The sequence below is a fragment of the Bradyrhizobium sp. UFLA06-06 genome (genome assembly GCF_054820065.1).
The window spans coordinates 151,877-176,026 of the sequence record NZ_JADFUD010000005.1 but is presented as its reverse complement, the minus strand read 5'-3'; the positions used below and the strand labels follow the sequence as shown (position 1 = coordinate 176,026).

Below are 24,150 nucleotides of genomic sequence, written 5' to 3'. Positions count from 1 at the left end.
GCACCCGCAGCGGTTCGTCGCGTTGCTCTTGCAAGTCTTGTTCATTGTTGTGTAATCGACTGCCGCGTGACTAATGGCATTTGGGAATGGAGCCACGGCGAAACTGTCATGATGCACCGCGGTATAAACGCGGGAACCCTGGAGCGTTTTCCAGCGAAGTGGCTGCTCGTTCGCGCCAAGAAAACGCCTCAAAGCAGAATCTGGAGCCCCGTTCCGGTCTAATCGGAACGGAACACGCTCTTGCCGGGCAGGATGGTGGCGGGCCGTGATCAATAATCTGAAACTGCGCCAGCTGCGCCTGCTGGTCGCTCTCGACAATGAGCGCAAGTTGCAGCTCGCCGCCGAGCGGTTGAACATCACCCAATCCGCTGCATCGAAGATGCTCGCCGAAATCGAGGCGCTGGCGCGGGTTCCCTTGTTCGAGCGCACCGCGCGCGGCGTCGAACCGACGGCCTATGGGTCGATCCTGATCCGTGGCGGCAAGAGCGTGCTGGCCGATCTCGACCAGGTCACCGACGAGTTCGCGGGCTACAAGTCCGGTGAGCTCGGCACCGTCTCCGTTGGAACGGTCGCCAAGCCGAGCATCGACCTCGTCGTCGACGTGATCCAGTATCTCGGCGAGAAGCTGAATCGGGTGAACATCTCGCTCGATGTCAGCACCAGCCCGCCATTGATCACGCGACTGCTGGCGCTCGAGTTCGATTTCGTCGTCGCCAGGATTCCCGCCGGCATCGATCCCCGGCAATTCGACTATTTTGAGATCGGCGCGGAGGAGGCGGTGCTGCTCGTTCGTGCGGAGCATCCGTTGGCCGGCCGCGAGACGGTCGAACTGGAGGACATGGCCGACCAGCAATGGATCTGCCAGCCGCGCGAATCCTTCATGCGCCAGGCGCTCGAGAGGCTGTTCATGAGCCGCGGCGTGACGCCGCCGCGCCGGGTCATCAATACCGAGTCGTTTTTCGCATCGGTCGGAATTGCCGCAGGCATCGACGCGATCGTGCCGGTCCCCATGCTGGTGTTCGATCTGGTCGATCCGCAGCGGTTCAAGGTGCTGCGCCTGCGGGACAGGCTGTTGTTGGAGAATTACGGCCTGATCAAGCTGCGCAAGCGTGCGCTGTCACCCGCCGCGGCATTGCTGTTCGACGCGATGAAGCGGCTCGGCGTACCGGGTGGCGGCACAGAGCAGGGCGACGCGGCGAGCTGAGTGCTCAGCGGAACATGCTGCGCAGGTTCTGCGCAATCTCGAACAGCGCCGGATTTTGCTTCACGGCGCGCTTGGCGCGATTGATGGCCGACAGCGCGCTGGCCGCCGGCTTGCCGCGCAGACTGAGCGGAACGAAGCTGTCGACGACGGCTTCATCGTCCTTGCAGAACAGCCGCTTGTACTCGTCCGAGCCGATGCCGAGATCGAGAGCGCGGTAGTTCAGACCGGCATGGCGATCGATGATATCGCGCATCAGGATCAGGCCGGGGCTGAACTTGGAATTGGCCGACATCGTGTAGGTGTTGAACATCATCGAGAAGCGATGACCGTCGGACACGCCGGCGAAGATCGCGATCACTTCCTCGTCGCACTCCAGCGCGTGGACGTCGATCGCATAGCCATTGCCGTCGGCGCGCGGCGCGAGGCAGGCGGCGCGAATGAAATGCTCGATGCCCGGCTCGGCGAACACGTTCGGCAGCTTCTGCTCGGCCATGCGCTGCGGCTTGACGCGGAAGAACCAGTCGAGCAGGCGGCAGACATCGGCGCTCTCGCTCGCGACGTAATAGCGGTAGCCGGGCAGCGCCTGCAGCTTGCGCTCCTTGCCCTTGAGGCGGCGGCGGAACGAGTTGCTGACCAGCGTCGCCGGTGTCGCGCCGGGCTCGATCGCCAGCACCGGGCAATCGTTGACCGAAGGCTGATGCAGCAGCAGCGCCAGCGGATTCGGGAGGTCCTGCCAGCGCAGCGGCTGCTGGCAGAGCACGAGCGCATCGGCGCGGGAGCGTTCGGCGATCGATCCGATCAGAGCCGCGATGTCGGCTTCCGTCGCGTTGGCGGCGAAATCCTTCGCGCACAGCGCCATGTTGAAGGTCGTATGCTTGCCGCCCATGAAGCTCGCGCAGTTCGCGCCGAGGCGGGACTCGATTGCGAGCGGCAGCAGCAGCAGCGGCCGGCGTTCGCTGTCATGAGCGACGACGATGAAGGGCCGCAGGCCCTCGCGCTCGCCGACCTGGCGCTGCCAACTGGCGAGGAAATCGAACCGCTGATAGGGCGTGTAGCTGTGCTGCGATGTCTCGAAGCCGCGCCAGGTCGCTTCGGCCGCGGTGAGATCATGAAAGATGTCGACGCCGGCAACGCGGATTGCGTTCGGCCACGCCCGCGTCTCAGCCGTTTGGCCTTCGATTGCCGCCGCCATGGTCATCTCGGAACCCAAATTTTCTTTAGGTATTAATTTACAGTTCTCGGCTGGGGCCGACCTTCGCAGGGAAATGTCAACAAAGAGTAATAACAATGCCGCGGCGGTGTGCGGGAACCGCCTGACACGGACGGGGATCTTGGCGCCGGACAGCGGGATTTTACGACGGGCCCGAATGGAGCTCGCGTATTTCAGTGGCGCCTTCAAGCTGCGCGAACGCGAAAGCGGCGGCGCCGGGGTGATCCTGCGCTTCGCCCGCGTTCGTCCTGCGCGACGCGGCCGGTTTCAGCCGCTGAAGTCCCAGGAGATCACGCCGGCTTTCCTCGATCGCACGATCCGTGCGTTGAGGCGCTGGCGGTATGACATCGTCGGGATCGACGAGGCTTGCCGCCGCGCGGTGACCTTGCCTAAGCGCCGACGCTTTGCCTGCCTGACCTTTGACGGCGCCAGCAAGGACATCGTCACCCATGCCTGGCCGGTGCTCGCCAGGCACGGCGTCGCCTTCACCCTGTATTTGCCGACGGCTTTCCCGGACGGCGTGGGCGTCGCGTGGTGGCTGGCGCTCGAGGACATCATCGCCCGCGAGAGCCGCATCAGCATGATGGTCGACGGCAGGGAGCAGCACTTTGCGATCTCGACGCCGTCGGACAAATACGAGCTGTTCGATTTCCTGTCCGGCTGGCTGCGCAAGCTGCCGCCGTCGGACCTGTCCTACGCGCTGAATGATCTCGCCAGGCGCTATTCGGTCGACGCGGCCCAATTGTCACGCCATGCGTCACTCGACTGGCAGGATCTGGCGAAGCTTGCCGCCGATCCGAACGTGACGTTTGGCAGCGCCACGGTGAACTATTCCGCTCTGTCGAGCCTCAGGGATGCCGACGCGCAGCGCGAGATGGCGATGGGCAAGGCGGTGGCCGAGAGCGCGCTGCGGCGCCAGGTCAGGCATTTCGCATTCCCCTTCGGGGACCGCGAAGCGTTCGGCCGTCCGCATGTGGTGATGGCCGAGGAGGCCGGCTTTGCCAGCGCGGTGTCGACGATCTCCGGGGTCGTCGAGGCGCAGGGCCGCACCAATCTGCACGCGCTGCCGCGGATCGCATGGGACGGCCGGGTGCGCTCGCTGCGGATGATGCGGGTGCTGCTGTCGGGCGTGATGTTCGCGCCTGTGCGGCCGACACGGAGCGCGCGCGACCAGAACGTTACTTAGACGCGATCGGGCCGCGACATCCAGGCGACGATCGGCATTGCCGGCAGCACCCAGCCGAGGCCCGCGACGACGTAGAAGATCGCCTGCAACAATCCGGAATTCGCGAGCCACGGCGTCTGCGCGACGGTCATGCCGAGCAGCGACCACACCACCACCAAGATGAGCAGGAAAATGGTTCCGAGCAGTTTGCGGGTGCGTATGGCCATGGCTGATATGGGTAACTCGTGATCTTGCGCTGCGGGCGCGGCGGACTATAAGGGGCCCGAAAATCCAATCAAGTCAGGGCGAAATGGCCGGTATTTCCGCAAAGACATCGCAGCTCCGCGCCGTCAGGGTATGGCTGGTCGCGGTGGCCGCCCTGATCGCGCTGATGGTGCTGGTCGGCGGCGCCACGCGGCTGACCGAGTCCGGCCTGTCGATCGTCGAATGGAAGCCGGTGACCGGCACGCTGCCGCCGCTGACCGAGGCGCAGTGGACCCAGGCCTTCGAGGGCTACAAGAGGATCCCGCAATATCGCGAGCTCAACGCCGGGATGACGCTCGCGGACTTCAAGACGATTTTCTGGTGGGAGTGGAGCCACCGGCTGCTCGGCCGCGTGATCGGCGCGGCCTATCTGCTGCCGTTCCTGTATTTCCTTTGGCGCGGCGCGGTGAGCGGCGAGCTCGGCCGGCGGCTGTGGGTGATTTTCGGCCTCGGCGCGCTGCAGGGCGGCGTCGGCTGGTGGATGGTCGCGTCCGGCCTCTCGGAACGCATCGAGGTATCGCAGTATCGGCTGGCGACGCATCTGGTGCTGGCGCTCCTGATCTTCGCGGCGATCGTCTGGACGCTGCGGCGCCTGACGGACCGTCCTTCCGTGATCGCGCCGCTCAGGCTGAAGATCACGAGCGCGGTGCTGCTCGTGCTGACCTTCGTGCAGCTCTATTTCGGCGCGCTGGTCGCCGGGCTGCGCGCCGGCAGGGTTTATAATACCTGGCCCGACATCGACGGCGGCTTCATCCCGTCGGCTGACCGTCTCTGGTTCGAGACGCCGTGGTGGCGCAATCTGTTCGACAACACGCTGACGGTGCAGTTCGAACATCGCATGACCGCCTATCTGCTGTTCGTGCTGGCGATCGCGCATGCGATCGATGCCATGCGCGCGCGCGCCGGCAGCGCGGTGATCGCGGGCGCCTGGTGGCTGGTCGCGGCGATCACGTTGCAGGCGACGCTCGGCATCCTGACGCTGCTGCATCAGGTGCCGATCGATCTGGCGCTGACGCACCAGGCCGTCGCCATCGTCGTGCTGACGCTCGCGGTGCTGCAGGCCGAGCGCTTCGCGGCGCGCCGGACCGAACGGGACCAGCCGACCCTCGTTCCGGTCGGCCAGTCCCTCTGATCCGTCAGGACAGATAGTCGAGTCCGATATCGAGCGCGGCCGAGCTGTGGGTCACCCAGCCGACCGAGATCAGGTCGACGCCGGTTGCGGCAATCGCTGCGGCCGTCGCCGCGGTGATGCGGCCGGAGGCTTCGGTGAGCGCCTTGCCGCGCGCCATGTCCACCGCCTGGCTGAGCTCCTCGGTCGTCATGTTGTCGAGCAGCACCGCGTCGACGCCGAGCGTCAGCGCTTCTTCGAGCTGCGACAGCGTGTCGACCTCGACCTCGATCTTGACGAGATGACCCGCGTTGGCCTTGGCGCGCTCGATCGCGCTGCGGATGCCGCCGGCGAGCGCGATGTGGTTGTCCTTGATCAGCACGGCATCGTCGAGGCCGAAGCGGTGATTGCCGCCCCCGCCGGCGCGCACCGCATATTTCTCCAGCGCACGCAGTCCCGGCGTGGTCTTGCGGGTGCAGACGATCTGCGCGCGGGTGCCAGCCACGGCTTTCACGAGCGTGGCGGTGGCGGTGGCGACGCCGCTCAGATGGCAGAGGAAGTTGAGCGCGGTGCGTTCCGCGGTGAGCAGGCTGCGGGCCGGGCCGTCGATGATCGCAATGACCTGGTCGGGTTCGACCGCGCTGCCGTCGGGCCGTTCGGCGCGCAGCGTGATCGCCGGCGACACCGTCTGGAAGGCCGACCGCGCGACGTCGAGCCCGGCGATCACGCCGGGCTGCCGCGCCCGCATCACCAGCCGCGCCTGCTGGGCGGACGGCACGATGGCGTCTGCGGTGATATCGCCGACGCGGCCGAGATCCTCGCGCAGCGCAGTCTGCACGATCGGCTCATAGAGCAGCGGCAACAGGGGATTGAGGGTCATGACAGGGCACTCCTGGCAAATGGCGTGGATTCGACGATGTCGCGCGCGGCGCCGAGTGCATCGACGCGGGTGAGGGACGACGGAACGGCCGACGCAGCGGTGTGTGGGAAATCGCTGCGGAAGTGGCCGCCGCGGCTTTCCTCACGCCTGATTGCGGCAACCGCGACCATCAATCCGATCAATGCTGCATCGGACGCCGCACTGTGGCTGCATGCGAGTGGATAGAGGTTGCGGATCGCACGAGCGATCCCGTCGCGGTCGCGCAGGACGCCGAGCCCCTGGGTGAGGACCGGCCGCACAGCGGAGGGATCGGAAGCCTGTGGCATCGCGTCCTCGCGCAGCATGGCGCGCGGGCCCGCACTCACGCTTTCGATGCTCTCGGCGACCCAGCGCGCGCAGACGATCGCTTCCATCAGCGAGTTGCTGGCGAGCCGGTTGGCGCCGTGCAACCCGGTGCGCGCGGCCTCGCCGCAGGCCCACAGGCCCTGCACCGTGCTGCGGCCAAAACCGTCAACCGCGATGCCGCCCATGTGGTAGTGAACCGCCGGCCGGATCGGGATCGGATCATGGGCGGGATCGATGCCGGCCATCTTGCAGAACGCGCTGATCACAGGATAGCGCTGCGCAAACTCCGCGCCCGGATGTTGGCGCGCGTCGAGGAAGGTGCGATGCCCCGCGGCGCGGTGGCGCCACACGGCGCGCGCGACGATGTCGCGTGGCGCAAGTTCGGCGCCGGGCTGATCGGCCATGAAGCGCTGGCCGGTCTCGTCGATCAATACCGCCCCATCGCCGCGGATCGCCTCGGTCAACAGCGGCATCGGGCGCGACGGCCCGTCGAACGCGGTCGGATGAAACTGGACGAACTCGATGTCCGACAGTTTCGCGCCGGCATGTGCGGCGAGCGCGAGCCCCTGGCCGAAACAACCGCCGGGATTGGTGCTGTCGGAGAACAGCCCGCCGATGCCGCCGGTCGCGATCACGACGCGGTTGCTCGCGATCGTCAGCGCGCCACTTGCGCTGGCTGCAAGCACGCCCCTCACCGCATTGTCCTCGACGATCAGCCGGCGCGCCTCGACGCCTTCCAGCAGCGTGATCGACGGCGTCTGGCGGACCGCCGCGATCAGCGCGCGCATGATCTCGCGACCGGTGCCGTCGCCGGTGGCGTGCACGATGCGGTTGCGGCGGTGTGCGGCCTCGAGCCCGAGGCGCCAGCTGCCGTCGGCGTGCCGGTCGAAGGCGACGCCGAGCCTCGCCAGCTGTTCGACGGCGGCGGGCGCGGCGTGGACGATCCGGCTCGCGGCGGCCGCGTCGCAAAGGCCGGCGCCGGCCGCGAGCGTATCGGCGAGATGCAGGGCAGGGCTGTCATCGGCGCCGACCGGCGCGGCAAGGCCGCCCTGTGCCCACATGCTGGAAGCTTCCGCGCCGAGCGGCGATTTCGACAGCAGGACGACCGGCTCGGGCGCGAGCTGAAGCGCGGTCATCAGCCCGGCGGCGCCGCCGCCGATGATCACCGGGCGGCCGTTGAGATCGGAGATATCGGTGCTCATATCGCCAGCATCCTTTCGACGCTCTTGCGCGCGCGATCGGCGATCGCAGGGTCGATCGTGACCTCGTGCTGGTTGGTCTCCAGCGCGTGGCGGATGTTCTTCAGCGTGATCCGCTTCATATGCGGACAGAGATTGCAGGGGCGGACGAAGTCGACATCGGGGTTTCGTGCCGCGATGTTGTCGCTCATCGAGCATTCCGTCAGCAGCACGACGCGCGGCGGACGTTTGGTCTCGACGAACGACTGCATCGCAGCCGTCGACCCTGCAAAGTCTGCTTCGGCGACCACCTCGGGCGGGCATTCCGGATGCGCCAGGATGGTGATATCGGGATGATCCTCGCGCAGCTGACGCACGTCGTCGGCGGTGAACAGCTCGTGCACCTCGCAGTGGCCCTTCCAGGCGATGATCTTCTTGCTGGTCTGCTTGGCGATGTTCTGCGCCAGATATTCATCCGGCAGCATGATGACGCGCTCGGCGCCGAGCGATTCAACCACCTTCAGCGCATTGCCCGACGTGCAGCAGATGTCAGACTCGGCCTTCACCGCGGTCGAGGTGTTGACATAGGCGACGACCGGTGCGTCCGGGTAGCGCGCCCGCATCAGCCGCACGTCCTGCGCCGTGATGGAATCCGCCAGCGAGCAGCCAGCCTTGAGGTCGGGGATCAGCACGGTCTTGGCCGGATTGAGCAGCTTCGCCGTCTCGGCCATGAAATGCACGCCCGCGAGCACGATGACATCGGCATCGACCTTGGTCGCTTCGCGCGCGAGCAACAGGCTGTCGCCGACGATATCGGCGACGCCGTGGAAGATTTCGGGCGTCTGGTAATTGTGCGCCAGCACCACCGCATTGCGGCGGCGTTTCAGCGCGAGGATCGCGTCGACGTCCTCGGCGAACGTGGCCCATTCGAACGGCGGGATGACGCGTTTGACGCGCTCATAGAGCGGCGCGGTGCGGGTGAGAAGATCGGTATCGAGTGCAACCATTTATACTCTCCGTGAGCATAAGATGGCTTATACTTATCCTGAGCATAAGGCGTGTCAAGTGCGCGAAAGCGGGAGCTTGGTGCCGGCGACGGCCCGCTCGGCCAGCACGGCATGGCGGAAGCGGAATAGCTTGGCCGGCCGGCCGACGGTATCGGCGGCCATTGCGCCAGTCTCTTCAACGAGTTCCTGCTGCTCGATCAGCCGGCGGAAGTTCTGCTTGTGGACCAGCCGGCCTGCGAGCGCCTCAACACTGCGTTGCAGTTGCAGCAGGGTGAACTCGGCCGGCATCAGCTCGAATACCACCGGACGGTATTTGATCTTGGCGCGCAGCCGCGCGATCCCGGTCGCGAGAATGCGGCGGTGATCCGCCGTCATGGGCTTGCCCGGCACGACCGGCGCCTCGCGGCCATGCGCGCGCCCGGCTTCCGGGATCAGAGCGGCCTCGTAGAGCAGCTCATAGCGCTGCAGCACCAGCTCCTCGTTCCAGTCGCGATCATCGAGACCGAAGGTGATGGCGCAGCGCTGCCAGCGCTCGCGTTGCAGCGTTGGTGACGGCGCCGCCTTCGCCCACGTTTTGAGCTTCGGCGCGATCGTCTTGGCCAGGAAGGCCGGCGCGCCGGCGCGATGATCCTCCCAGGGGAAGTAGTCGTACCAGCCGGACCAGTGGGCCTCGAAGCCTTCGCCGACACGATCCTCGCGGGTCAGGCCGAGATAGCTGATCGAGACGCTGTGCGGCACCTTGGTGTCGCCGGAGCGGCCGCGGTCGGCAAAGGTGTAGAGCTGCTCGACATAGCCGAGCGGGTGGCCGGTCTGCGCTTCGACCCAGGCCCGCAGCGCGGTCTGCAGCGAGCGATGGGTGAACTCGAACGGGCCGCTCGGCAGCGCGGAGCCGCCGGCGATGGTCATGATCTTCGGCGTGCCCTCGGTGACGGCGACCAGCACCGCGACGAGATCGGCGGTCACCGCGTTCCCCGAAGCCGGTGCGCTGGATTTCTGCGGCGATCTGGCCACGCGATCGGTCCGCGCTAGCAGTAGCCGTAGACGCCGCAGGCGTAGGGCAGGCGGTCCCAATAGGTCACATAGGCACCGCCGTAGTACGGGCCGAAATAGTTGTAGGAGTGCCAGTTGCCGTAATAGCCGGGCAGTGACGACGATCCCGGCAGCAGCGGTTCGCCGGGCACGAACGGGATATACGGCTCGGTATTGAGCGGGATCACCACGGGCTCGACGACCACGAGCTGGCGTCCGCGCCGCACATAGGTCGGCGGCGTGATGGTGGTGCGGTAGGCGTAATGCTGCCGCGGCAGGCCCGCCGGCAGCTGGCGCGCGGCCTTGACGGTGGCGCTCTTGGCGACGGCCGGGCCGTCGGCGGCGTCAGCAGGCGGGATCGCAAACAATGCGATCGCGAGCGGCAATGTCCAGCGCAGCATCAATGGTCTCCCGAATCATCCGGAGCCTATCACTGCCACTTTAAGCCGGATTGAACGTTAACGAGAGGCCCGTCGGTATTAAGCGTTAACGGGAGGTCGGTCGCCTTGGGCAAGTTGCCGGAGCGATGCGGCGCACCGCTCCGGAACAATTGCGGGATCAGGCGCGCAGGGCCTGGTCGAGGTCGGCGATCAGGTCTTCCTTGTCCTCGATGCCGATCGAAAGCCGCACCACCTCGGGCGCCGCGCCCGACCTCACCTTGGCGGCGTCGTCGAGTTGGCTGTGGGTGGTGGAGGCCGGATGGATCACCAGCGAGCGGGTGTCGCCGACATTGGCGAGATGCGAGAACAGCTTCAGGTTCGACACCAGATTGACGCCGGCGTCGTAGCCGCCCTTGAGGCTGAAGGTGAACACCGCCCCGGCGCCCTTCGGCGAATATTTGCGCTGCAGCGCGTTGTACCTGTCGCCGGGCAGGCCGGCATAATTCACCGCTGAGACCGCGGGGTGGGTGGAGAGGAATTCCGCCACCGCCTTGGCGTTGTCGCAGTGCTTCTGCATGCGCAGCGGCAGCGTTTCGATGCCAGTCAGGATCATGAAGGCGTTGAACGGCGACAGTGCGGGGCCGAGGTCGCGCAGGCCGAGCACGCGGCAGGCGATCGCGAAGGCGAAGTTGCCGAAGGTCTCCTGGATCCTGATGCCGTGATATTCCGGGCGCGGCTCGCTCAGCATCGGATATTTGTTGTCCTTCGACCAGTCGAAGGTGCCGGCGTCGACAATGATGCCGCCGAGTGAGTTACCGTGACCGCCGAGGAACTTGGTCAGGGAGTGCACGACGATGTCGGCGCCGTGGTCGATCGGCTTGATCAGATAGGGCGAGGCCAGCGTGTTGTCGACGATCAGCGGCACGCCGGCCTTGCGCGCAACGGCGGCGATCGCCTCGATGTCGGTGATGCTGCCGGCCGGGTTGGCGATCGACTCGATGAAGATCGCCTTGGTGTGCGGCGTCACCGCGCGCTCGAAGCTTTCGATCTCATCGGGATCGGCCCAGGCCACATTCCAGCCGAACGCCTTGAAGGCGTGGGTGAACTGGTTGATCGAGCCGCCATAGAGCTTGCGTGCCGCGATGATCTCATCGCCGGGCTTCAACAGCTGCTGCAGCACGACGACCTGCGCTGCGTGACCGGAAGCGACGGCGAGCGCCGCGGTGCCGCCTTCGAGGGCTGCGACACGTTCCTCGAGCACGGCATTGGTCGGGTTGCCGATGCGGGTATAGATGTTGCCGAATGCCTGCAGGCCGAACAGCGAGGCCGCGTGGTCGGCGTCGTTGAAGACGAATGACGTGGTCTGGTAGATCGGCGTCGCCCGCGCGCCGGTGGTGGGATCAGGCTGCGCGCCGGCGTGCACGGCGAGGGTGGAAAATCCCGGAAGGCGATCGGTCATTCTTTGTATCCTGTTGTAGCCTGGTCGAAACGCGCGGCATGCTGATGGCGCCGGCGCCCGCCGTCAAGCGAGTTGGGCACGCCGCCAGTTTCTGGAGGGGCATCCCGCGCTATACCGGAAGATCGCAGCGATTATTCCGCCGCGATGTCAGGTCGTCTCGGTCTTGTTCTTTGCCGCGCGGTCGGATGCCGCGGTCTGTCCGCCGCCGAAGCTCGTGCGATTGAGCGACAGCCGCATGCCCTGCGTCGGGATCGGCGCACGCTTGGAACTCAGCGTGCGCGAGTTGACGCCCATCCACGAGATCTCCGACGACAGCCGGCCATACTCGATCTTCGGGCAGCGGTTCATCACCACCTTGAGGCCCGCGGCTTCCGCCTTCTCGGCCGCGGCGTCGTCGCGCGCGCCAAGCTGCATCCAGATCACCTTCGGCGGCGTCGACAATTTCAGCGCCTCCTCGACCACGGGCATGATGTGGCTTGAATTGCGGAAGATGTCGATCATGTCGATCGGCCGATCGATGTCCGCAAGCGAGGCGACGAACGGCTTGCCCATCAGCGTCTTGCCGACATGGCCGGGGTTGACCGGGATCATGTCGTAGCCGCGCTGCGCCAGATATTTGAAGGCGAAATAGCTCGGCCGCACATTGACCGGCGACGCGCCGACCATCGCGATCGTCTTGACGTTGTTCAGAATGCTGCGGATGTAATTGTCGTCGTAGGTGTCGTGGTTCATTTTTCTTCCGGGTTTGTCATTCCGGGGCTCGCGTAGCGAGAACCCGGAATCTCGAGATTCCGGGTCTGGTGCTAACGCACCATCCCGGAATGACGACCTCAGGTCGTCACTTGTCTTGCCACTTCGGATCGCGCTTCTCGATGAAGGCGCCGATACCTTCCTCGGCGTCGCGCGCCATCATGTTTTCGGTCATCACCTCGGCGGCGAAGCGATAGGCGTCGGCGAGGGTCATCTCGGCCTGGCGATAGAACGCTTCCTTACCGAGCTTGACGGTGTAGGCCGATTTCAGCGCGACCTTCTCGGCCAGCGCGATCGCGGCGTCGCGTTCGGTGCCCGCGGATACCACGCGGTTGACGAGGCCGATGCTCTGCGCCGTTGCCGCCGAGACCGGCTCTCCGGTCAGCAGCATCTCCATGGCCTGCTTGCGCGGCACGTTGCGCGACAGCGCCACCATCGGCGTCGAGCAGAACAGCCCGATGTCGACGCCCGGCGTCGCAAACGCCGCCGCGTCGGAGGCGACCGCGAGGTCGCAGCTTGCGACCAGCTGGCAGCCGGCCGCGGTGGCGATGCCCTGGACGGATGCGACCACCGGCTTCGGCAGGCGCACGATGGCCTGCATCATCGCGCTGCAGGCGTTCATGATTTGCGCGAAATAGGCGCGGCCGCGGTCGGCATCGCTGCGGCGCGCGGTAAGCTCCTTGAGGTCGTGGCCGGCGCAGAACGCCGGGCCGTTGGCGGCGAGCACGACGGCGCGGATGCGCTTTTCACCGCTGATCTCGTTCAACGCGGCGTGCAGCTCGGCGATCAGGCCCTCGGAGAGGCTGTTGCGCGCTCCGGGCCGATTGAGCGTCAATAGCGCGATACTGCCGATGGTCTCACGCAGCAGGATCGGCTGGCGTTGCGGCGCTTCGGCGCGGGCGGCTTGGGCGGACATGATGAAAATTCCACTTTGGTCTCTGTGACAACTTAATGTAACAGGCAGGCTGAAGCGAGGGCAGGGACGGCATGGCGACAGCGAAAATGAGCGTGGCTGACGTGGAGGAGTTCCTGCGGAGGGAATTCCCGCAGGCGTTCGTCCACGACGATGTCCGGATCGAAAGCGCCGACGGCGAGACGGCCCTGCTGCGCCAGCGCTTCAGCGAGCGCATGCTGCGGCCGGGCGGTACGGTGTCCGGGCCGACCCTGATGGGCCTGGCAGATTTCGCGATGTACGTGGTGCTGCTGTCGGCGATCGGGCCGGTCGGCCTTGCCGTGACCACCAACCTCAACATTAACTTCCTGCGCAAGGGCCAGCCGGGGCAGGACGTACTCGCGGTGGCGAGGCTGCTCAAGCTCGGCAAGCGGCTCGCGGTCGGCGAGGTCAACCTGCTGTCCGGCTCGTCTCCCGATCCCATTGCCCATGTCACGGCGACCTATTCCATTCCGAATCAATAGGCTTTTCTACGGTATTATTGCACCATATTTACAAGCCATTGTTTTCGCTGGTGTAATTTGATCGCGTGGGCGTTGACGCGCGATCGCGGCTTCTCTAGAAAGCCGCCCAGTTCGGCGCATACGGCGCCGATTTCCTTTTCACGGATTTCACACATGAGCACGTTCTCGGCCAAGCCCGCCGAAGTGACGAAGAAGTGGGTCGTGATCGACGCCAAGGGTCTGGTCGTCGGTCGTCTCGCCACCCTCGTCGCGATGCGCCTGCGCGGCAAACACCTGCCCACCTACACGCCGCATGTCGATTGCGGCGACAACGTCATCATCGTCAACGCCGCGCATGTGGTGCTGACCGGTCGCAAGCGCGACCAGAAGACCTACTACAAGCACACCGGCTTCATCGGTGGCATCAAGGAGCGCACCGCGAAGCAGATCCTCGAGGGTCGCTTCCCCGAGCGCGTCGTCGAGAAGGCGATCGAGCGCATGATCCCGCGCGGTCCGCTCGGCCGCATGCAGATGGGCAATCTGCGCGTCTATCCGGGTGCCGATCATCCGCATGAAGCGCAGAGCCCCGAGAAGGTCGATATCGCTTCCCTGAATCGCAAGAACACGAGGGCCGCATAATGTCCGATACGTTGCAGTCCCTCGACCAGCTCTCGCAGGTCAAGCCGGCCGCGCCCGACGCGCCGAAATACGTCAAGAAGGTCGACAAATACAATCGCGCCTACGCCACCGGCAAGCGCAAGGACGCGGTCGCCCGCGTCTGGGTCAAGCCCGGCTCCGGCAAGATCTCGGTCAACACCCGCGAGTTCGAAGTCTACTTCGCCCGCCCGGTGCTGCGCATGATGATCCAGCAGCCGCTGGTCGCTGCGGCCCGTAACGGCCAGTACGACGTGATCTGCACCGTCGCCGGCGGCGGTCTCTCGGGCCAGGCCGGTGCTGTTCGGCACGGCATCTCGAAGGCGCTGACCAACTTCGAGCCCGAGCTGCGCGGCGTCCTCAAGAAGGGCGGCTTCCTGACCCGCGACAGCCGCTCGGTCGAGCGCAAGAAGTACGGCAAGGCGAAGGCCCGCAAGTCCTTCCAGTTCTCGAAGCGCTAATTCGAGTTCTAAAATTGGCGGCAATTGCCGCAAGCATCGAGTTGCAGAGGGCGCCGCGAGGCGCCCTTTTTGCTGCGTCCGACCGGCCGTGCTTCGGCGCGAATTAGCGCAGTTTTTCATGAAAACTTGCGCCTGCGTGCAAACGAAATTGGAACTCGCACCTTCTAGCTTGCGGGCTCGCAGTGGCGCTGCATCACCGTATTTATTTGCGCCTGCGAACGTTGCATCACACCGGGCTGGGGTGAGTTTATGTCGTTCGATCCATCGACACTTTATTTGTTCGCCACCATGGTCGCGGGCATGCTCGGCGCCATGCTGTGGTTGTTCGGCAGGCAGGAGAACATTTCCGCGCTGAAATGGTGGGGCACCGCCTATCTGCTCGGCGCGGCCTCGGTCGCGGTCTGGACGGTCGGCAGTTCGACGCTCGATCCGATGGTTCTGCTGGGCCTCAATGCGATCGGCTTCGCCGCCTGCGGCCTGGTCTGGAATGCCGCGCGCATTTTCCACGGCCGCAAGGCCAATTTGCTGGGCCTCGTGCTCGGCCCGATCGCATGGATCGGGGCGGTGACGACGGTTGAGGATCCCGCGATGCGCCTGACGATCGGCGCCGGGATCGTCGCGATCTACGCCGCGCTGACCGCCTCCGAGCTGTGGAGCGAGCGCCGCCGCGCGATGCAGCGGCGCTGGCTCGCGATCGTCATCCCGGTCGCGCACGGTTGCGTCCTGATGCTGCCGATCCTGGTCGGCGACCTGCTGCGATTGAACGGCCAGAATTTCGTATCCAGCTTTTGGGTCACGCTGTTTTCGATCGAGCTCGTTCTGTACGCGATCGGCACCGTGTTCGTGATCTTCATGATGGTGTCGGACCGCGCGGTGGCCGTGCACAAGACGGCCGCGTCGATCGACCCCCTGAGCGGCATGCTCAACCGCCGCGGCTTCACCGAGGCCTGCGCGCGGGTGATCGAGCGCGAGTCCATTGCCGGCCGGCCGGTCACCGTGATGATCTTCGACATCGATCACTTCAAGTCGATCAACGACCGCTTCGGCCATCCCGCCGGTGACGAGATCCTGAAGCTGTTCTCCGCTGTCGTGGTCAACAGTCTCAGGATCAGCGATCTGTCGGGCCGGATCGGCGGCGAGGAATTCGCGGCGCTGCTGCCGTGCTCGCTGGAGGAGGGTGTGCTGGTCGCCGAGCGCGTGCGCGAAGCCTTCGAGAACAGCAACATCACCTGCGAGGAAGGCGCGGTCGACACCACGGTCAGCATCGGCGTCGCCGGCGGCCCCGCCGGGACCGAGCTCGAGGTGCTGTTGGCCTCGGCAGACACCGCGCTCTACCAGGCCAAGCGCGGCGGCCGCAACCGCGTCGAGGCGGCGGAGGAATTGCCGCTCTCGCTGGAGAACTGGCGGCGCAAGACCGCGGGCCTGCCGGCTTCGGCGCGACAAAAGCCGGCGAGCGTCCGGGCATGAGCGCGGTAACGAGCGGTTAACCATTCAATCCCATGCTTTCGGGCATGGAGTCGATCCGCACCCGTAATCCGCAGTCAGCCCTGATGTCGCTCGAAGCCGATGCGGTTTCGGCGCGCAGCGGTTTCGCCTGCCTGTTCTCGGACTCCCATGAATACGAGACCGCGCTGATCGCCGAACGGCGCGCGCAGGGGCGATACCAGCCGCCGAAGAGTCGCTGGCCGGTGGTGATGCTGGCCGGCGTGATGCTGATGGTCGCGGGAACGGTGCTGCTGCTCTCCTGACGTCACGCGGCCCGCGCCGGATCCTCCGTCTTGAAGTGGTCGATCATCACCTTGGCGATTGCCATCAGCGGCAGCGCCAGCGCCAGCCCCCAGATGCCGAACACGACGCCGAGCAGGATCTGGAACGCGAACAGCGTGGCCGGCGGGATGTCGAGCGCCTGGCGCTGGATGATCGGCGTCAGCACGTAGCTTTCCAGCGCGTGGACGCCGAGGAACAGGATGAAGGCCGAGAGCGCCGCGATCCATCCGGTCGCAAGGCTCGCCAGCACCACGATCAGCCCGCCGAGGATCGCGCCGACCGTCGGGATGAAGGCGAGCAGGCCGGCCTGGATGCCGAGGATGAACGAGCTCGGAATGCCGATGATGGCAAGCCCGATCCAGGTGACGAGGAACACCGCCGTCATCGTGATGATCTGCGCGATCAGCCAGCGCTCCAGCGTCTCGCCGATGCGGTCGACGATGACCGTCGACTGCGCGCGGTACTTCGCCGGCGCGATGAACAACAGCCCGGCGCGGTAGATGCTTGGCTGGGCCGCAAAGGCGAGCCCGAGGAACAGCACGATGAAGAAGTTGCCGACGACGCTGACGGTGCCGAGCAGCACCTTTAGCGTCTGGCTGATGATGGCGCCGCCGCTTGAGGCCAGCGCGCCGGCGCCGGGGATGCCATGGGACTGGGACGGCGCGGGTGTCGTCGTCGTTGTCGTGACGGCGCTGCCTTCGCCCTTCGCCTCGCCGGCGGCATTTGTGAAATCGAGATAGCTGGTGTCGACCCCGTGCTGCTCGAGGAAGTCCTTGACGCTGCCGAGCTGTGATTTGATCGTGTTGCTCAACACCGTGGCCTGCTGCGCGATCGTGGTGCCGCCGAGGAACACGATGCCGGACAGCAGCCCGGCCATCGCCAGGCAGACGATCGCAAGCCGCAGCGCGTGGGGCAGCTTGGTCAGCCGGCCGAGCAGGGTGGTCATGGCATTGAGGGCAACCCCGAGCAGCATGCCCGCGAACAGCAGGAACAGGGTCGCGGCGAAATGCCAGGCGAAGGTCAGCAGGGCTGCGAACAGCACCACGCCGATGCCGCCGACGGCGATCGCCCATGCCAAGTCGTTGCGGGCCTGCAGGCGATTGTCAGCCGAGTCTGTCACGGGTGATTCCCCCTTCGCGACGGTCCGAAGCAGTCTTTGGCGAAAATCCCGCCGGGATCAAGCTGGCGGGAGCGTGCCGGTTTGCCGCTGACGCGCCGCGGCGCCGGGCGCGATTGGTGGGCATCTGGCCGGCTCTGGGTCCCGAGGGGCGCGAATCTGTGCAGGACTGCAAGGCCCCCTGTGCAGATATAGACAGTTGATCCGGCCGGAACTCGAAGGCATGATCGTCTCCGCAACGTCGCAAACTTAGAAGAATCATTGCGCGAGACTTCAATAATGAGACGGCCCGTGGTCGGCGTGATCGGAAACGCCCATCGCATCGAAAATCGTTTCACAGTCCAGATGGTCGGGGAGCGCAACCTTCGTGCGGTTGCCGAGGTGTCGGGCGCAGTGCCGCTGATGTTCGCGGGCAGCCCCGAAATCACCGAGGTCGGCGCCTTGCTCGACGTGGTTGACGGCGTGGTGCTGACCGGAGCCCGCGCCAATGTTCATCCGACGCGCTTCAACACCGAACCGTGTGCCGCGCACGAGCCTTACGACATCCATCGCGACGACGTCGCGCTGGCGCTGTCGGAAGCCTGCGTCGCGCGCGGCGTGCCGATCTTCGGCATCTGCCGCGGCCTGCAGGAGATGAACGTCGCCTTCGGCGGCTCGCTGCATCCGGAGATCCGCGAGATTCCGGGCCGCATGAACCACCGGATGCCACGGCTCGAGAACGGTGAAATCCATCCTGACCCGACCGTTGTGTTCGCCGACCGTCACGACGTCGCACTGACGCCGGGCGGTGCGTTCGCAAGAATCCTCGGCCGGGAGACCATTCGGGTCAATTCGCTGCACGGCCAGGGCATCCTCGAGCCCGGCAAGCGCGTCGTGATCGAGGGCATCGCCGAGGACGGCACCATCGAGGCGATCCGCATCGCCGACGCGCCGGGTTTTGCGCTGGGTGTGCAGTGGCACGCCGAATACGATCCGCAGCGCAATCCGATCAACCGCGCCCTGTTCGAGGCCTTCGGCGACGCGCTGCGCGAGCGGCGGCGGGCGGCGTAGGATGGTCTCACCGCCATCGTCCCTGCGCGTCTAGTCACGACGTCGTCTTCAAAAAGCGCGCTGTCGTCCCTGCGAAAGCAGGGACCCATACTCCGCAGCGGTTGTAGTGGAGGGGACTCGTCGTTGCAGCACTGCTCAACAATGACCATCGGTGGTTATGGGTCCCTGCTTTCGCAGGGACGACAGCGAATGTGTGGCGTCGTCTGTGAAGACGGTGACAAACAAGCCCAGTCTCGCCGGTTTGGGAAGCCATGAAAGACGCGGGGCTTTCCTGAGCCAATCCGCGCGAGCCGAGCGGCAGGTGAATAGATCGTCCCCAAATCCGGGCGTCACGAACGCAAAGTGTGTTGTCCCCGCAACGTCACAAGAGTTCCGTTGAGCATCGCACCTGTTGGGACTTCACTGTGTGGCGAATTCCCCGTTTAATAATGGCGGACCTGAGGCAAAGATTTTACCACCAAGACGTTCATTTGAGATCAGGTTCAGGAGGCCGCTGACCAGCGCCAGCGGCCTCTTCGTGTTGCTTCATTGATCACAAATGCAGGTATGGGCCGTTGCCGCGTCGATGGCGCGCAGGAAGCAAGCACGTCACGGCATTAGCGCACTGACCATGGCCATGCCGACGGTTGCGGTTTGGCGGTGGCGTGCGGCCGCGCCGGGGGTGGCGCCGGTTTGCGTGTCTGGGCAACATTGGCCGACGGCCGCGGGCGCGGCAGTGGTATTTCCGGGGTTACCGTTGGCTGTTCGGAGCTCACCTTTGGCTCTGCGGCGTTGGCGATGACACCAGCCAGCTGTTCCTGGCTTGCGTTGAGCCGCTCGGTGACCGTCTCGCTTTCGCGCGCCATCTGATCCTGGGTCGCCTTGATCTGGTCGATGATATCTTTGCTGCGCGCCATTTCTGCTTGGCTCGCCTCGAGTTGGCTCGCGACGTTTTTATGGTCGCGGACCAATTGTTCCTGCCTCACCTCAAGCTGTTCGACCGCTTGCCTTAAGGCAGCGAGATCGCGCGCCATCGGTTGAAGCTGCTGCGCCAAGTCGGAAGAAAGTGCCGCAGCAGTCGGCGCAACGTCTTTCGGCGCGGCGTCTTTCGGCGGGGTTTGCGCAGGAGGCGATGGGGGGCCGGAGGAGGCCACCATCGCCGTATCAACGGGTGACGACCACCACCAAGCAGCGCCACCAATGCATGCTGCCAACACAGTACCGACAACAGCCAGGTGGCGCCAATCCACCAATCGATGAACCGTCGCTAGCGGCGCGCGAAACGCCTTCATGGTGGTCGGCGGGTCGGAAGGAGTGACTCCTGCTTCGCGCGCGAGGTTCGAAAGCTGCTCTTCCAAGCTCGCGAGCCGCCCTTCCGCGCCTCTGTCATCCAGCATGGAATGCATTTTTTGCTCCGTATCAAATGCAAGGTCACCCGCCTTGAGAGCAGATCCGCTCCTCGGCGCGCTAACATTCAACGGGACCCGGATGGGTATTTGCAGCTTAAGCTTCCCAGGGATGAGGATGCGGCCTGTACGTCACATCGTCTTTCTTTTATCAGCTCACCCTTCCTGAACTGTCCCGACGATTTTGACCGAGATATCGTTCGTCCGCAATCGGGAACACCGCTTGCCATGGAGCGCTGGAGCTCGTGGATCGGGGTGCTGTTCGGCCGCCTCACGCTATCGAGCGCGAACATCGGATGCCTCTCGGAGCCGAGGCACATTACGTCGAGGTATCGTTGGTCGGCGTTGAGAGCGTCACCAAGCGCCGGAGAGGGCGGGCTGGACCCTGAAACGCGGGGATGCGGAGCGCTCCATGTTCGGCAAGCGACCATGTCGGCATCCTGCATGGCGCCTTCGGCCGGTGCCTGACCGTGGCGCCAGACATGTATCCCGGGGCCCTCACGCGCATTCTCGGTATGTTGAGTTGCGCTGCTGGCGAGAAAGTCCCGCTGGTCGACAGGCCGCAGCTGTTCTTCCGGTATCGAGCGCGCGCCGGAATCGGTCTTTCTCCGTACTAATACGGATACGAAAGTGGCGGATTGCAGCGCCGGACTCGGCTAAGCAACAGGGATATTTGCTCCGGCGCCGACGACCCCCTTTTCCGAATACTGTTTTTCCTTTTCGATTTTCGGTGCAGCCGACACGAGGGGTTGGTCGGGATGAATTTGTCGGGCCGTCTGGCGATGGGGATGATGTTTCCCGTCGCCGCGCTCCTGCTCGCGCTGGGCTTCATCCATGGCGTGACCTGGCCGGGCATTCTGCTCGCGGGTGGCGCGGTTGCGGTGGTATTGATGACGGCTGAGGTGATTGCGAGATCGCTGTCCAGGACGCCCGCCCAGCTGGTGCGGGCGGCGGAGGCGCTGTCGCGCGGCCAGCAGGTCTCGCTCGGCTCAAGCGATGACGGCGAGACTGCTCAGCTCGCGGCGACGCTTGCCGAATTGTCGGCGCAGCTGGGCAGCAGGCAGCACCTGCTGGAGAAGACCGTCGAGAGCATCCGCGATCCGGTGGTGGTCGCCGACGAGCACGGGATGATCGTGATCATCAACGCCGCGGCGCGACGGTTGTACAGTGTCGAACCCGGGTTTGATACCCTGACCGGCGTTCGCACCTTCCAGAACTATTATGCCGACGGCACCACCGTGATGCCGATCCCGGACACGCCGATGGCGCGTGCGCTGCGCGGCGATGACGTCGACGATTTCGAGCTGATCGTCAAACCGCAACCGCCGCAACCGGCCGTCTGTCTTGTCGTCAACGCGCGGCCGCTGCGCGACGATACCGGCAATCTGCGGGGCGCGGTCGCCGTGCTGCACGACGTCACCGCGCAGCGGCGGGCACATCAGGCGCTGGTTGAAAGCGAGCAGATGGCGCAGGCCATCGTCAGGACCGCGCTCGACGCCTTCGTCCAGACCGACCAGGACGGCTTCATTCTCGACTGGAGCCCGCAGGCCGAGGTACTGACCGGCTGGACGCGGTCCGAGGCGGTCGGCTATCGGGTGGTCGAACTGGTGTTTCCGGAGGAGCTGCGCCTTGCGCACCGGCAGCGGATCACCCGCTTCCTGCAGGAGACCGCGGCCGGCGGCATGGGCATGCGCTATGAAACGGCGTGCCTGCACCGCGACGGTCATCGGTTCTATGTCGAGGTGTCGCTCAACGCGCTGCGCCGCGGCGATGGCTGGATCATCAATTCCTTTGTCAGGGACGTCAGCCAGCGCCGGATCGCCGAGGAGCAGCTGATCCAGGCACAGAAGTCTGAATCGCTGGGGCGGTTGACCGGCGGCATCGCGCACGACTTCAACAACATGCTGACCGTGATCACCGGCACGATCGAGATCCTCGCCGACGGCGTCAAGGACAACCCGCAGCTCGCCGCGATCGCCAAGCTGATCAGCGATGCCGCCGATCGCGGCGCGCAGCTCACCTCGAGCCTCCTGGCATTCGCGCGCAAGCAGCCGCTGCAGCCCGCCGAGACCGACGTCAACGACCTGATCGGCGAGGTGGTCCGGCTGCTGTCGCAGACGCTGGGCTCGCAGACCGAGATCAGGACGGAGCTCGGCCGCAACGCCTGGCTCGCCCTCGTCGACCGCAGTCAGCTTGGTGCCGCGCTGGTCAATCTCGCCATCAATGCGCGCGATGCCATGCCTGACGGCGGCACGCTGAGCTTTGCGACCCGCAACATCCAGCTCGGGATTCCCGACGCCGTGGCGTGCGGCGTCGAGCGCGCCGGCGATCATCTCGTGATCGAGGTAACCGATACCGGCACCGGCATTTCGCCGACGCATCTGGAAAAGATCTTCGATCCGTTCTTTTCCACCAAGGAGGTCGGGCAGGGCGCCGGGCTCGGGCTCAGCATGGTGTTCGGCTTCGTCAAGCAAAGCGGCGGCGGCATCGAGGTCAAGAGCGAGCAGGGGCGCGGCACCATCTTCAGGATCTATCTGCCGAAGGCCGACGGCACCGCACAGCGCGCGGCGGACGAGGACGATCTGCCCGTCAGGGGCGGCGACGAGACGATCCTGTGCGTCGAGGACGATCCTACGATCCGGGACTATGTCACGGGCCAGCTCGAAAGCCTCGGCTACCACGTTCTGGTCGCGGCGAACGCGGACGCCGCGCTCGAAATCGTCAAACGAGGCACCGCCTTCGACCTGCTGTTCACCGATATCGTGATGCCCGGCAGCATGAACGGCCGGCAATTGGCGGAGACACTGATGGCGGGGCGCCCGGCGCTGCGGGTGCTGTTCACCTCGGGCTACAGCGACGGCGTGCTGCCCGCACAACAGGGGCGCGGTGGCCACGGCATTCCGCTGCTCACCAAGCCCTATCGGCGCGGCGAGCTGGCGCGGATGCTGCGGCGCTGCCTTGATCTTCAGGTCGACTTTCAGGGCGATCCGGTTCCGCAGCCTTACTCGGTACAGCCCGATCTCGAACGCTTCCTGCGCGAGAATCCGCCGGGGAAGATTTAGCCGGCGTCGAGCGATGTGTAGGATAGGTACAGCCAATCGGGCCGCGCAACGCGCGGCCCGATGATAACTTCGCGAAACCCAATATCTCTAATGTGGCCGCTGGGTTTCGCTTCGCTCTACCCATCCTACGCGCTAAGCTCCCGCGACAAAGCCGCGGCCGGTCAACGGCCCGATCTCAGGGAGTATGGAATGCAGGACCGCAAATGGTCGAGGCGCGACTGGCTCAAGGCGACGGCGGCCACCGCCGCCGGCATGGTATTTGCGGAGCCGCTGCGCGCGGCGGTGCCGCCGGCGGAAGCGGTGACGCCGGAGCTGATCGCAGCCGCCAAGAAGGAAGGCAAGATCTCGTTCTACAGCGCGCTGGAACTGAACACGGCCGAGCGTCTCGCGCGTGACTTCGAGCAGAAATATCCCGGGATCAGCGTCCGCGTTGAGCGCTCCGGCGCGGAGCGCATCTTCCAGCGCATCGCGCAGGAGCAGGGCAGCGGCATCAACGCCGTCGATGTCGCCAATTCCACCGATCCCGCGCATTATCTCGACTGGAAGAAGAACGACTGGCTCGCGGCCTATGTGCCGGAGGACGTCGCCAGGCATTTTCCGGCCGACCAGGTCGATCCCGACGGCACCTCGGCGACATCCTGCGCCTGGTTCGAGGTGATCGGCTACAACACCGAGCAGGTGAAGCGCGAGGAGGCGCCGAAGAGCTACGCCGACCTGCTCGATCCCAAGTGGCGCGGCAAGATCGTCAAGGGCCACCCGAGCTACTCCGGCGCGATCATGACCGCGACCTTCGTGCTGGCGCGCGATCTCGGCTGGCCGTATCTGGAGAAGCTTTCTCAGCAGCGGGTGATGCAGGTGCAGTCGGCGGCCGATCCACCGAAAAAGATCCTGCTCGGCGAGCGCGCGGTGATGGCCGACGGCAACGACTATAACCTCGTGCTGGCCAAGGATCAGGGCAAGCCGGTCGAGGTGGTCTATCCAACCGAGGGCGCGCCGCTGATCATCGTCCCCAGCGGCATCTTCAAGAACGCGCCGAACCCGAATGCCGCGCGCCTGTTCCAGAGCTATTTCTTCAGCGCCGAGACCCAGCAGATGCTGGCCGACGAATTCGCGCACCGCTCGTTCCACGCCAAGGTGAAGGAGAAGGCCGGGCACGTGCCGCTCGACAAACTGAAAATGCTGAAAGCCGATCCGGCTCAGGTGCAGGTGCAGTCCGAGGAGATCAAGGCGAAGTACGCGAAGCTGTTCCGGGTGTAGTTCGGCCCCCGTAGGATGGGTAG

The 24,150-nt window shown here is 65.4% G+C and carries 23 protein-coding genes; 11 read left to right on the top strand and 12 right to left on the bottom strand.

The genetic code is table 11. The features are described from left to right. Positions 1-265: 265 nt before the first annotated feature. Positions 266-1,204 carry a LysR family transcriptional regulator gene (locus tag IF803_RS06425; RefSeq protein WP_461191626.1) on the top strand — a complete coding sequence of 313 codons (939 nt, stop codon included), beginning with the start codon at positions 266-268 and terminating at the stop codon, positions 1,202-1,204. Between the two features lie 4 nt (positions 1,205-1,208). On the opposite strand, the gene IF803_RS06420 is transcribed toward IF803_RS06425, so the two are convergent. After that, positions 1,209-2,402: a GNAT family N-acetyltransferase gene (locus IF803_RS06420; RefSeq protein ID WP_461191668.1), complete on the bottom strand. Its 1,194-nt coding sequence runs from the start codon at positions 2,400-2,402 to the stop codon at positions 1,209-1,211. Positions 2,403-2,571: 169 nt separating this feature from the next. Here IF803_RS06420 and IF803_RS06415 point away from each other — a divergent pair, with 169 nt between their 5' ends. Next, positions 2,572-3,600, top strand: coding sequence for a polysaccharide deacetylase family protein (locus IF803_RS06415; RefSeq protein WP_461191625.1), 1,029 nt, complete (start codon positions 2,572-2,574; stop codon positions 3,598-3,600). Here the strand turns inward: IF803_RS06415 and IF803_RS06410 are convergent. After that, positions 3,597-3,806 carry a DUF2842 domain-containing protein gene (locus IF803_RS06410; protein WP_074128835.1) on the bottom strand — a complete coding sequence of 70 codons (210 nt, stop codon included), beginning with the start codon at positions 3,804-3,806 and terminating at the stop codon, positions 3,597-3,599. The genes IF803_RS06415 and IF803_RS06410 overlap by 4 nt on opposite strands. Positions 3,807-3,889: 83 nt before the next feature. On the opposite strand from IF803_RS06410, the gene IF803_RS06405 reads away from it, so the two are divergent. Further along, complete coding sequence (locus tag IF803_RS06405; protein ID WP_461191624.1) at positions 3,890-4,975, top strand: COX15/CtaA family protein; 1,086 nt, start codon at positions 3,890-3,892, stop codon at positions 4,973-4,975. 4 nt (positions 4,976-4,979) lie between these two features. Here the strand turns inward: IF803_RS06405 and nadC are convergent, their stop codons facing one another. The 8 genes from nadC to IF803_RS06365 all read right to left on the bottom strand — a co-directional run bounded on the left by nadC (position 4,980) and on the right by IF803_RS06365 (position 12,895). Next, positions 4,980-5,831: a carboxylating nicotinate-nucleotide diphosphorylase gene (gene nadC, locus IF803_RS06400; RefSeq protein ID WP_461191623.1), complete on the bottom strand. Its 852-nt coding sequence runs from the start codon at positions 5,829-5,831 to the stop codon at positions 4,980-4,982. Continuing rightward, complete coding sequence (locus tag IF803_RS06395) at positions 5,828-7,378, bottom strand: L-aspartate oxidase (RefSeq protein WP_461191622.1); 1,551 nt, start codon at positions 7,376-7,378, stop codon at positions 5,828-5,830. Before IF803_RS06395 ends, nadC begins: the two co-directional genes overlap by 4 nt. Then, positions 7,375-8,361 carry a quinolinate synthase NadA gene (nadA, locus tag IF803_RS06390; RefSeq protein WP_461191621.1) on the bottom strand — a complete coding sequence of 329 codons (987 nt, stop codon included), beginning with the start codon at positions 8,359-8,361 and terminating at the stop codon, positions 7,375-7,377. Before nadA ends, IF803_RS06395 begins: the two co-directional genes overlap by 4 nt. Positions 8,362-8,415: 54 nt before the next feature. Then, positions 8,416-9,372: an NUDIX hydrolase gene (locus IF803_RS06385; RefSeq protein ID WP_461191620.1), complete on the bottom strand. Its 957-nt coding sequence runs from the start codon at positions 9,370-9,372 to the stop codon at positions 8,416-8,418. A gap of 14 nt (positions 9,373-9,386) precedes the next feature. Then, positions 9,387-9,791: a hypothetical protein gene (locus IF803_RS06380; protein ID WP_461191619.1), complete on the bottom strand. Its 405-nt coding sequence runs from the start codon at positions 9,789-9,791 to the stop codon at positions 9,387-9,389. 157 nt (positions 9,792-9,948) lie between these two features. Then, a complete protein-coding gene (locus tag IF803_RS06375; protein WP_461191618.1) occupies positions 9,949-11,229 on the bottom strand; it encodes an O-acetylhomoserine aminocarboxypropyltransferase in 1,281 nt (426 codons plus the stop codon). A gap of 147 nt (positions 11,230-11,376) precedes the next feature. Continuing rightward, positions 11,377-11,961 (bottom strand): CoA-binding protein, encoded by a 585-nt coding sequence (locus tag IF803_RS06370; protein WP_461191617.1) that lies wholly within the window; start codon positions 11,959-11,961, stop codon positions 11,377-11,379. Positions 11,962-12,067: 106 nt separating this feature from the next. After that, positions 12,068-12,895, bottom strand: coding sequence for an enoyl-CoA hydratase (locus tag IF803_RS06365; protein ID WP_461191616.1), 828 nt, complete (start codon positions 12,893-12,895; stop codon positions 12,068-12,070). 71 nt (positions 12,896-12,966) lie between these two features. Here IF803_RS06365 and IF803_RS06360 point away from each other — a divergent pair, with 71 nt between their 5' ends. From IF803_RS06360 to IF803_RS06340, 5 genes are all read left to right on the top strand, one after another. Continuing rightward, positions 12,967-13,395 (top strand): PaaI family thioesterase, encoded by a 429-nt coding sequence (locus IF803_RS06360; protein WP_028340177.1) that lies wholly within the window; start codon positions 12,967-12,969, stop codon positions 13,393-13,395. A gap of 153 nt (positions 13,396-13,548) precedes the next feature. Further along, entirely contained in the window at positions 13,549-14,013 is a 465-nt protein-coding gene (gene rplM, locus IF803_RS06355) for a 50S ribosomal protein L13 (RefSeq protein WP_016840522.1), read from the top strand. Then, complete coding sequence (gene rpsI / locus IF803_RS06350; protein WP_028333930.1) at positions 14,013-14,489, top strand: 30S ribosomal protein S9; 477 nt, start codon at positions 14,013-14,015, stop codon at positions 14,487-14,489. Before rplM ends, rpsI begins: the two co-directional genes overlap by 1 nt. A 249-nt stretch (positions 14,490-14,738) precedes the next feature. Then, positions 14,739-15,956 carry a GGDEF domain-containing protein gene (locus tag IF803_RS06345; RefSeq protein ID WP_057020653.1) on the top strand — a complete coding sequence of 406 codons (1,218 nt, stop codon included), beginning with the start codon at positions 14,739-14,741 and terminating at the stop codon, positions 15,954-15,956. A 44-nt stretch (positions 15,957-16,000) separates the two neighbouring features. Further along, the gene (locus IF803_RS06340; protein ID WP_304495581.1) at positions 16,001-16,237 is read left to right on the top strand and encodes a hypothetical protein; all 237 of its coding nucleotides are present in this window, start codon (positions 16,001-16,003) and stop codon (positions 16,235-16,237) included. Between the two features lie 2 nt (positions 16,238-16,239). Here the strand turns inward: IF803_RS06340 and IF803_RS06335 are convergent, their stop codons facing one another. Continuing rightward, complete coding sequence (locus IF803_RS06335; protein ID WP_461191615.1) at positions 16,240-17,376, bottom strand: AI-2E family transporter; 1,137 nt, start codon at positions 17,374-17,376, stop codon at positions 16,240-16,242. A gap of 276 nt (positions 17,377-17,652) precedes the next feature. On the opposite strand from IF803_RS06335, the gene IF803_RS06330 reads away from it, so the two are divergent. Continuing rightward, positions 17,653-18,423 (top strand): gamma-glutamyl-gamma-aminobutyrate hydrolase family protein, encoded by a 771-nt coding sequence (locus IF803_RS06330; RefSeq protein ID WP_411780337.1) that lies wholly within the window; start codon positions 17,653-17,655, stop codon positions 18,421-18,423. 596 nt (positions 18,424-19,019) lie between these two features. On the opposite strand, the gene IF803_RS06325 is transcribed toward IF803_RS06330, so the two are convergent. Beyond that, positions 19,020-19,808: a hypothetical protein gene (locus tag IF803_RS06325; protein WP_461191614.1), complete on the bottom strand. Its 789-nt coding sequence runs from the start codon at positions 19,806-19,808 to the stop codon at positions 19,020-19,022. Positions 19,809-20,596: 788 nt separating this feature from the next. On the opposite strand from IF803_RS06325, the gene IF803_RS06320 reads away from it, so the two are divergent. Then, positions 20,597-22,870, top strand: a complete 2,274-nt coding sequence (locus tag IF803_RS06320; RefSeq protein WP_461191613.1) for a PAS domain S-box protein — start codon at positions 20,597-20,599, stop codon at positions 22,868-22,870. A gap of 189 nt (positions 22,871-23,059) precedes the next feature. Further along, on the top strand, positions 23,060-24,127 hold the full coding sequence (locus tag IF803_RS06315) for an ABC transporter substrate-binding protein (RefSeq protein ID WP_461191612.1): 1,068 nt from the start codon (positions 23,060-23,062) through the stop codon (positions 24,125-24,127). Positions 24,128-24,150 lie beyond the last annotated feature (23 nt).

What these genes read in the sequence shown, in the direction of transcription:
- IF803_RS06420 (WP_461191668.1), bottom strand. Translation starts at nt 2,402, where the DNA reads ATGACCATGGCGGCGGCAATCGAAGGCCAAACGGCTGAGACGCGGGCG.
- IF803_RS06415 (WP_461191625.1), top strand. Translation starts at nt 2,572, where the DNA reads ATGGAGCTCGCGTATTTCAGTGGCGCCTTCAAGCTGCGCGAACGCGAA.
- IF803_RS06410 (WP_074128835.1), bottom strand. Translation starts at nt 3,806, where the DNA reads ATGGCCATACGCACCCGCAAACTGCTCGGAACCATTTTCCTGCTCATC.
- IF803_RS06405 (WP_461191624.1), top strand. Translation starts at nt 3,890, where the DNA reads ATGGCCGGTATTTCCGCAAAGACATCGCAGCTCCGCGCCGTCAGGGTA.
- nadC (WP_461191623.1), bottom strand. Translation starts at nt 5,831, where the DNA reads ATGACCCTCAATCCCCTGTTGCCGCTGCTCTATGAGCCGATCGTGCAG.
- IF803_RS06395 (WP_461191622.1), bottom strand. Translation starts at nt 7,378, where the DNA reads ATGAGCACCGATATCTCCGATCTCAACGGCCGCCCGGTGATCATCGGC.
- nadA (WP_461191621.1), bottom strand. Translation starts at nt 8,361, where the DNA reads ATGGTTGCACTCGATACCGATCTTCTCACCCGCACCGCGCCGCTCTAT.
- IF803_RS06380 (WP_461191619.1), bottom strand. Translation starts at nt 9,791, where the DNA reads ATGCTGCGCTGGACATTGCCGCTCGCGATCGCATTGTTTGCGATCCCG.
- IF803_RS06375 (WP_461191618.1), bottom strand. Translation starts at nt 11,229, where the DNA reads ATGACCGATCGCCTTCCGGGATTTTCCACCCTCGCCGTGCACGCCGGC.
- IF803_RS06370 (WP_461191617.1), bottom strand. Translation starts at nt 11,961, where the DNA reads ATGAACCACGACACCTACGACGACAATTACATCCGCAGCATTCTGAAC.
- IF803_RS06365 (WP_461191616.1), bottom strand. Translation starts at nt 12,895, where the DNA reads ATGTCCGCCCAAGCCGCCCGCGCCGAAGCGCCGCAACGCCAGCCGATC.
- IF803_RS06360 (WP_028340177.1), top strand. Translation starts at nt 12,967, where the DNA reads ATGGCGACAGCGAAAATGAGCGTGGCTGACGTGGAGGAGTTCCTGCGG.
- rplM (WP_016840522.1), top strand. Translation starts at nt 13,549, where the DNA reads ATGAGCACGTTCTCGGCCAAGCCCGCCGAAGTGACGAAGAAGTGGGTC.
- rpsI (WP_028333930.1), top strand. Translation starts at nt 14,013, where the DNA reads ATGTCCGATACGTTGCAGTCCCTCGACCAGCTCTCGCAGGTCAAGCCG.
- IF803_RS06345 (WP_057020653.1), top strand. Translation starts at nt 14,739, where the DNA reads ATGTCGTTCGATCCATCGACACTTTATTTGTTCGCCACCATGGTCGCG.
- IF803_RS06340 (WP_304495581.1), top strand. Translation starts at nt 16,001, where the DNA reads ATGGAGTCGATCCGCACCCGTAATCCGCAGTCAGCCCTGATGTCGCTC.
- IF803_RS06330 (WP_411780337.1), top strand. Translation starts at nt 17,653, where the DNA reads ATGAGACGGCCCGTGGTCGGCGTGATCGGAAACGCCCATCGCATCGAA.
- IF803_RS06325 (WP_461191614.1), bottom strand. Translation starts at nt 19,808, where the DNA reads ATGCATTCCATGCTGGATGACAGAGGCGCGGAAGGGCGGCTCGCGAGC.
- IF803_RS06320 (WP_461191613.1), top strand. Translation starts at nt 20,597, where the DNA reads ATGATGTTTCCCGTCGCCGCGCTCCTGCTCGCGCTGGGCTTCATCCAT.
- IF803_RS06315 (WP_461191612.1), top strand. Translation starts at nt 23,060, where the DNA reads ATGCAGGACCGCAAATGGTCGAGGCGCGACTGGCTCAAGGCGACGGCG.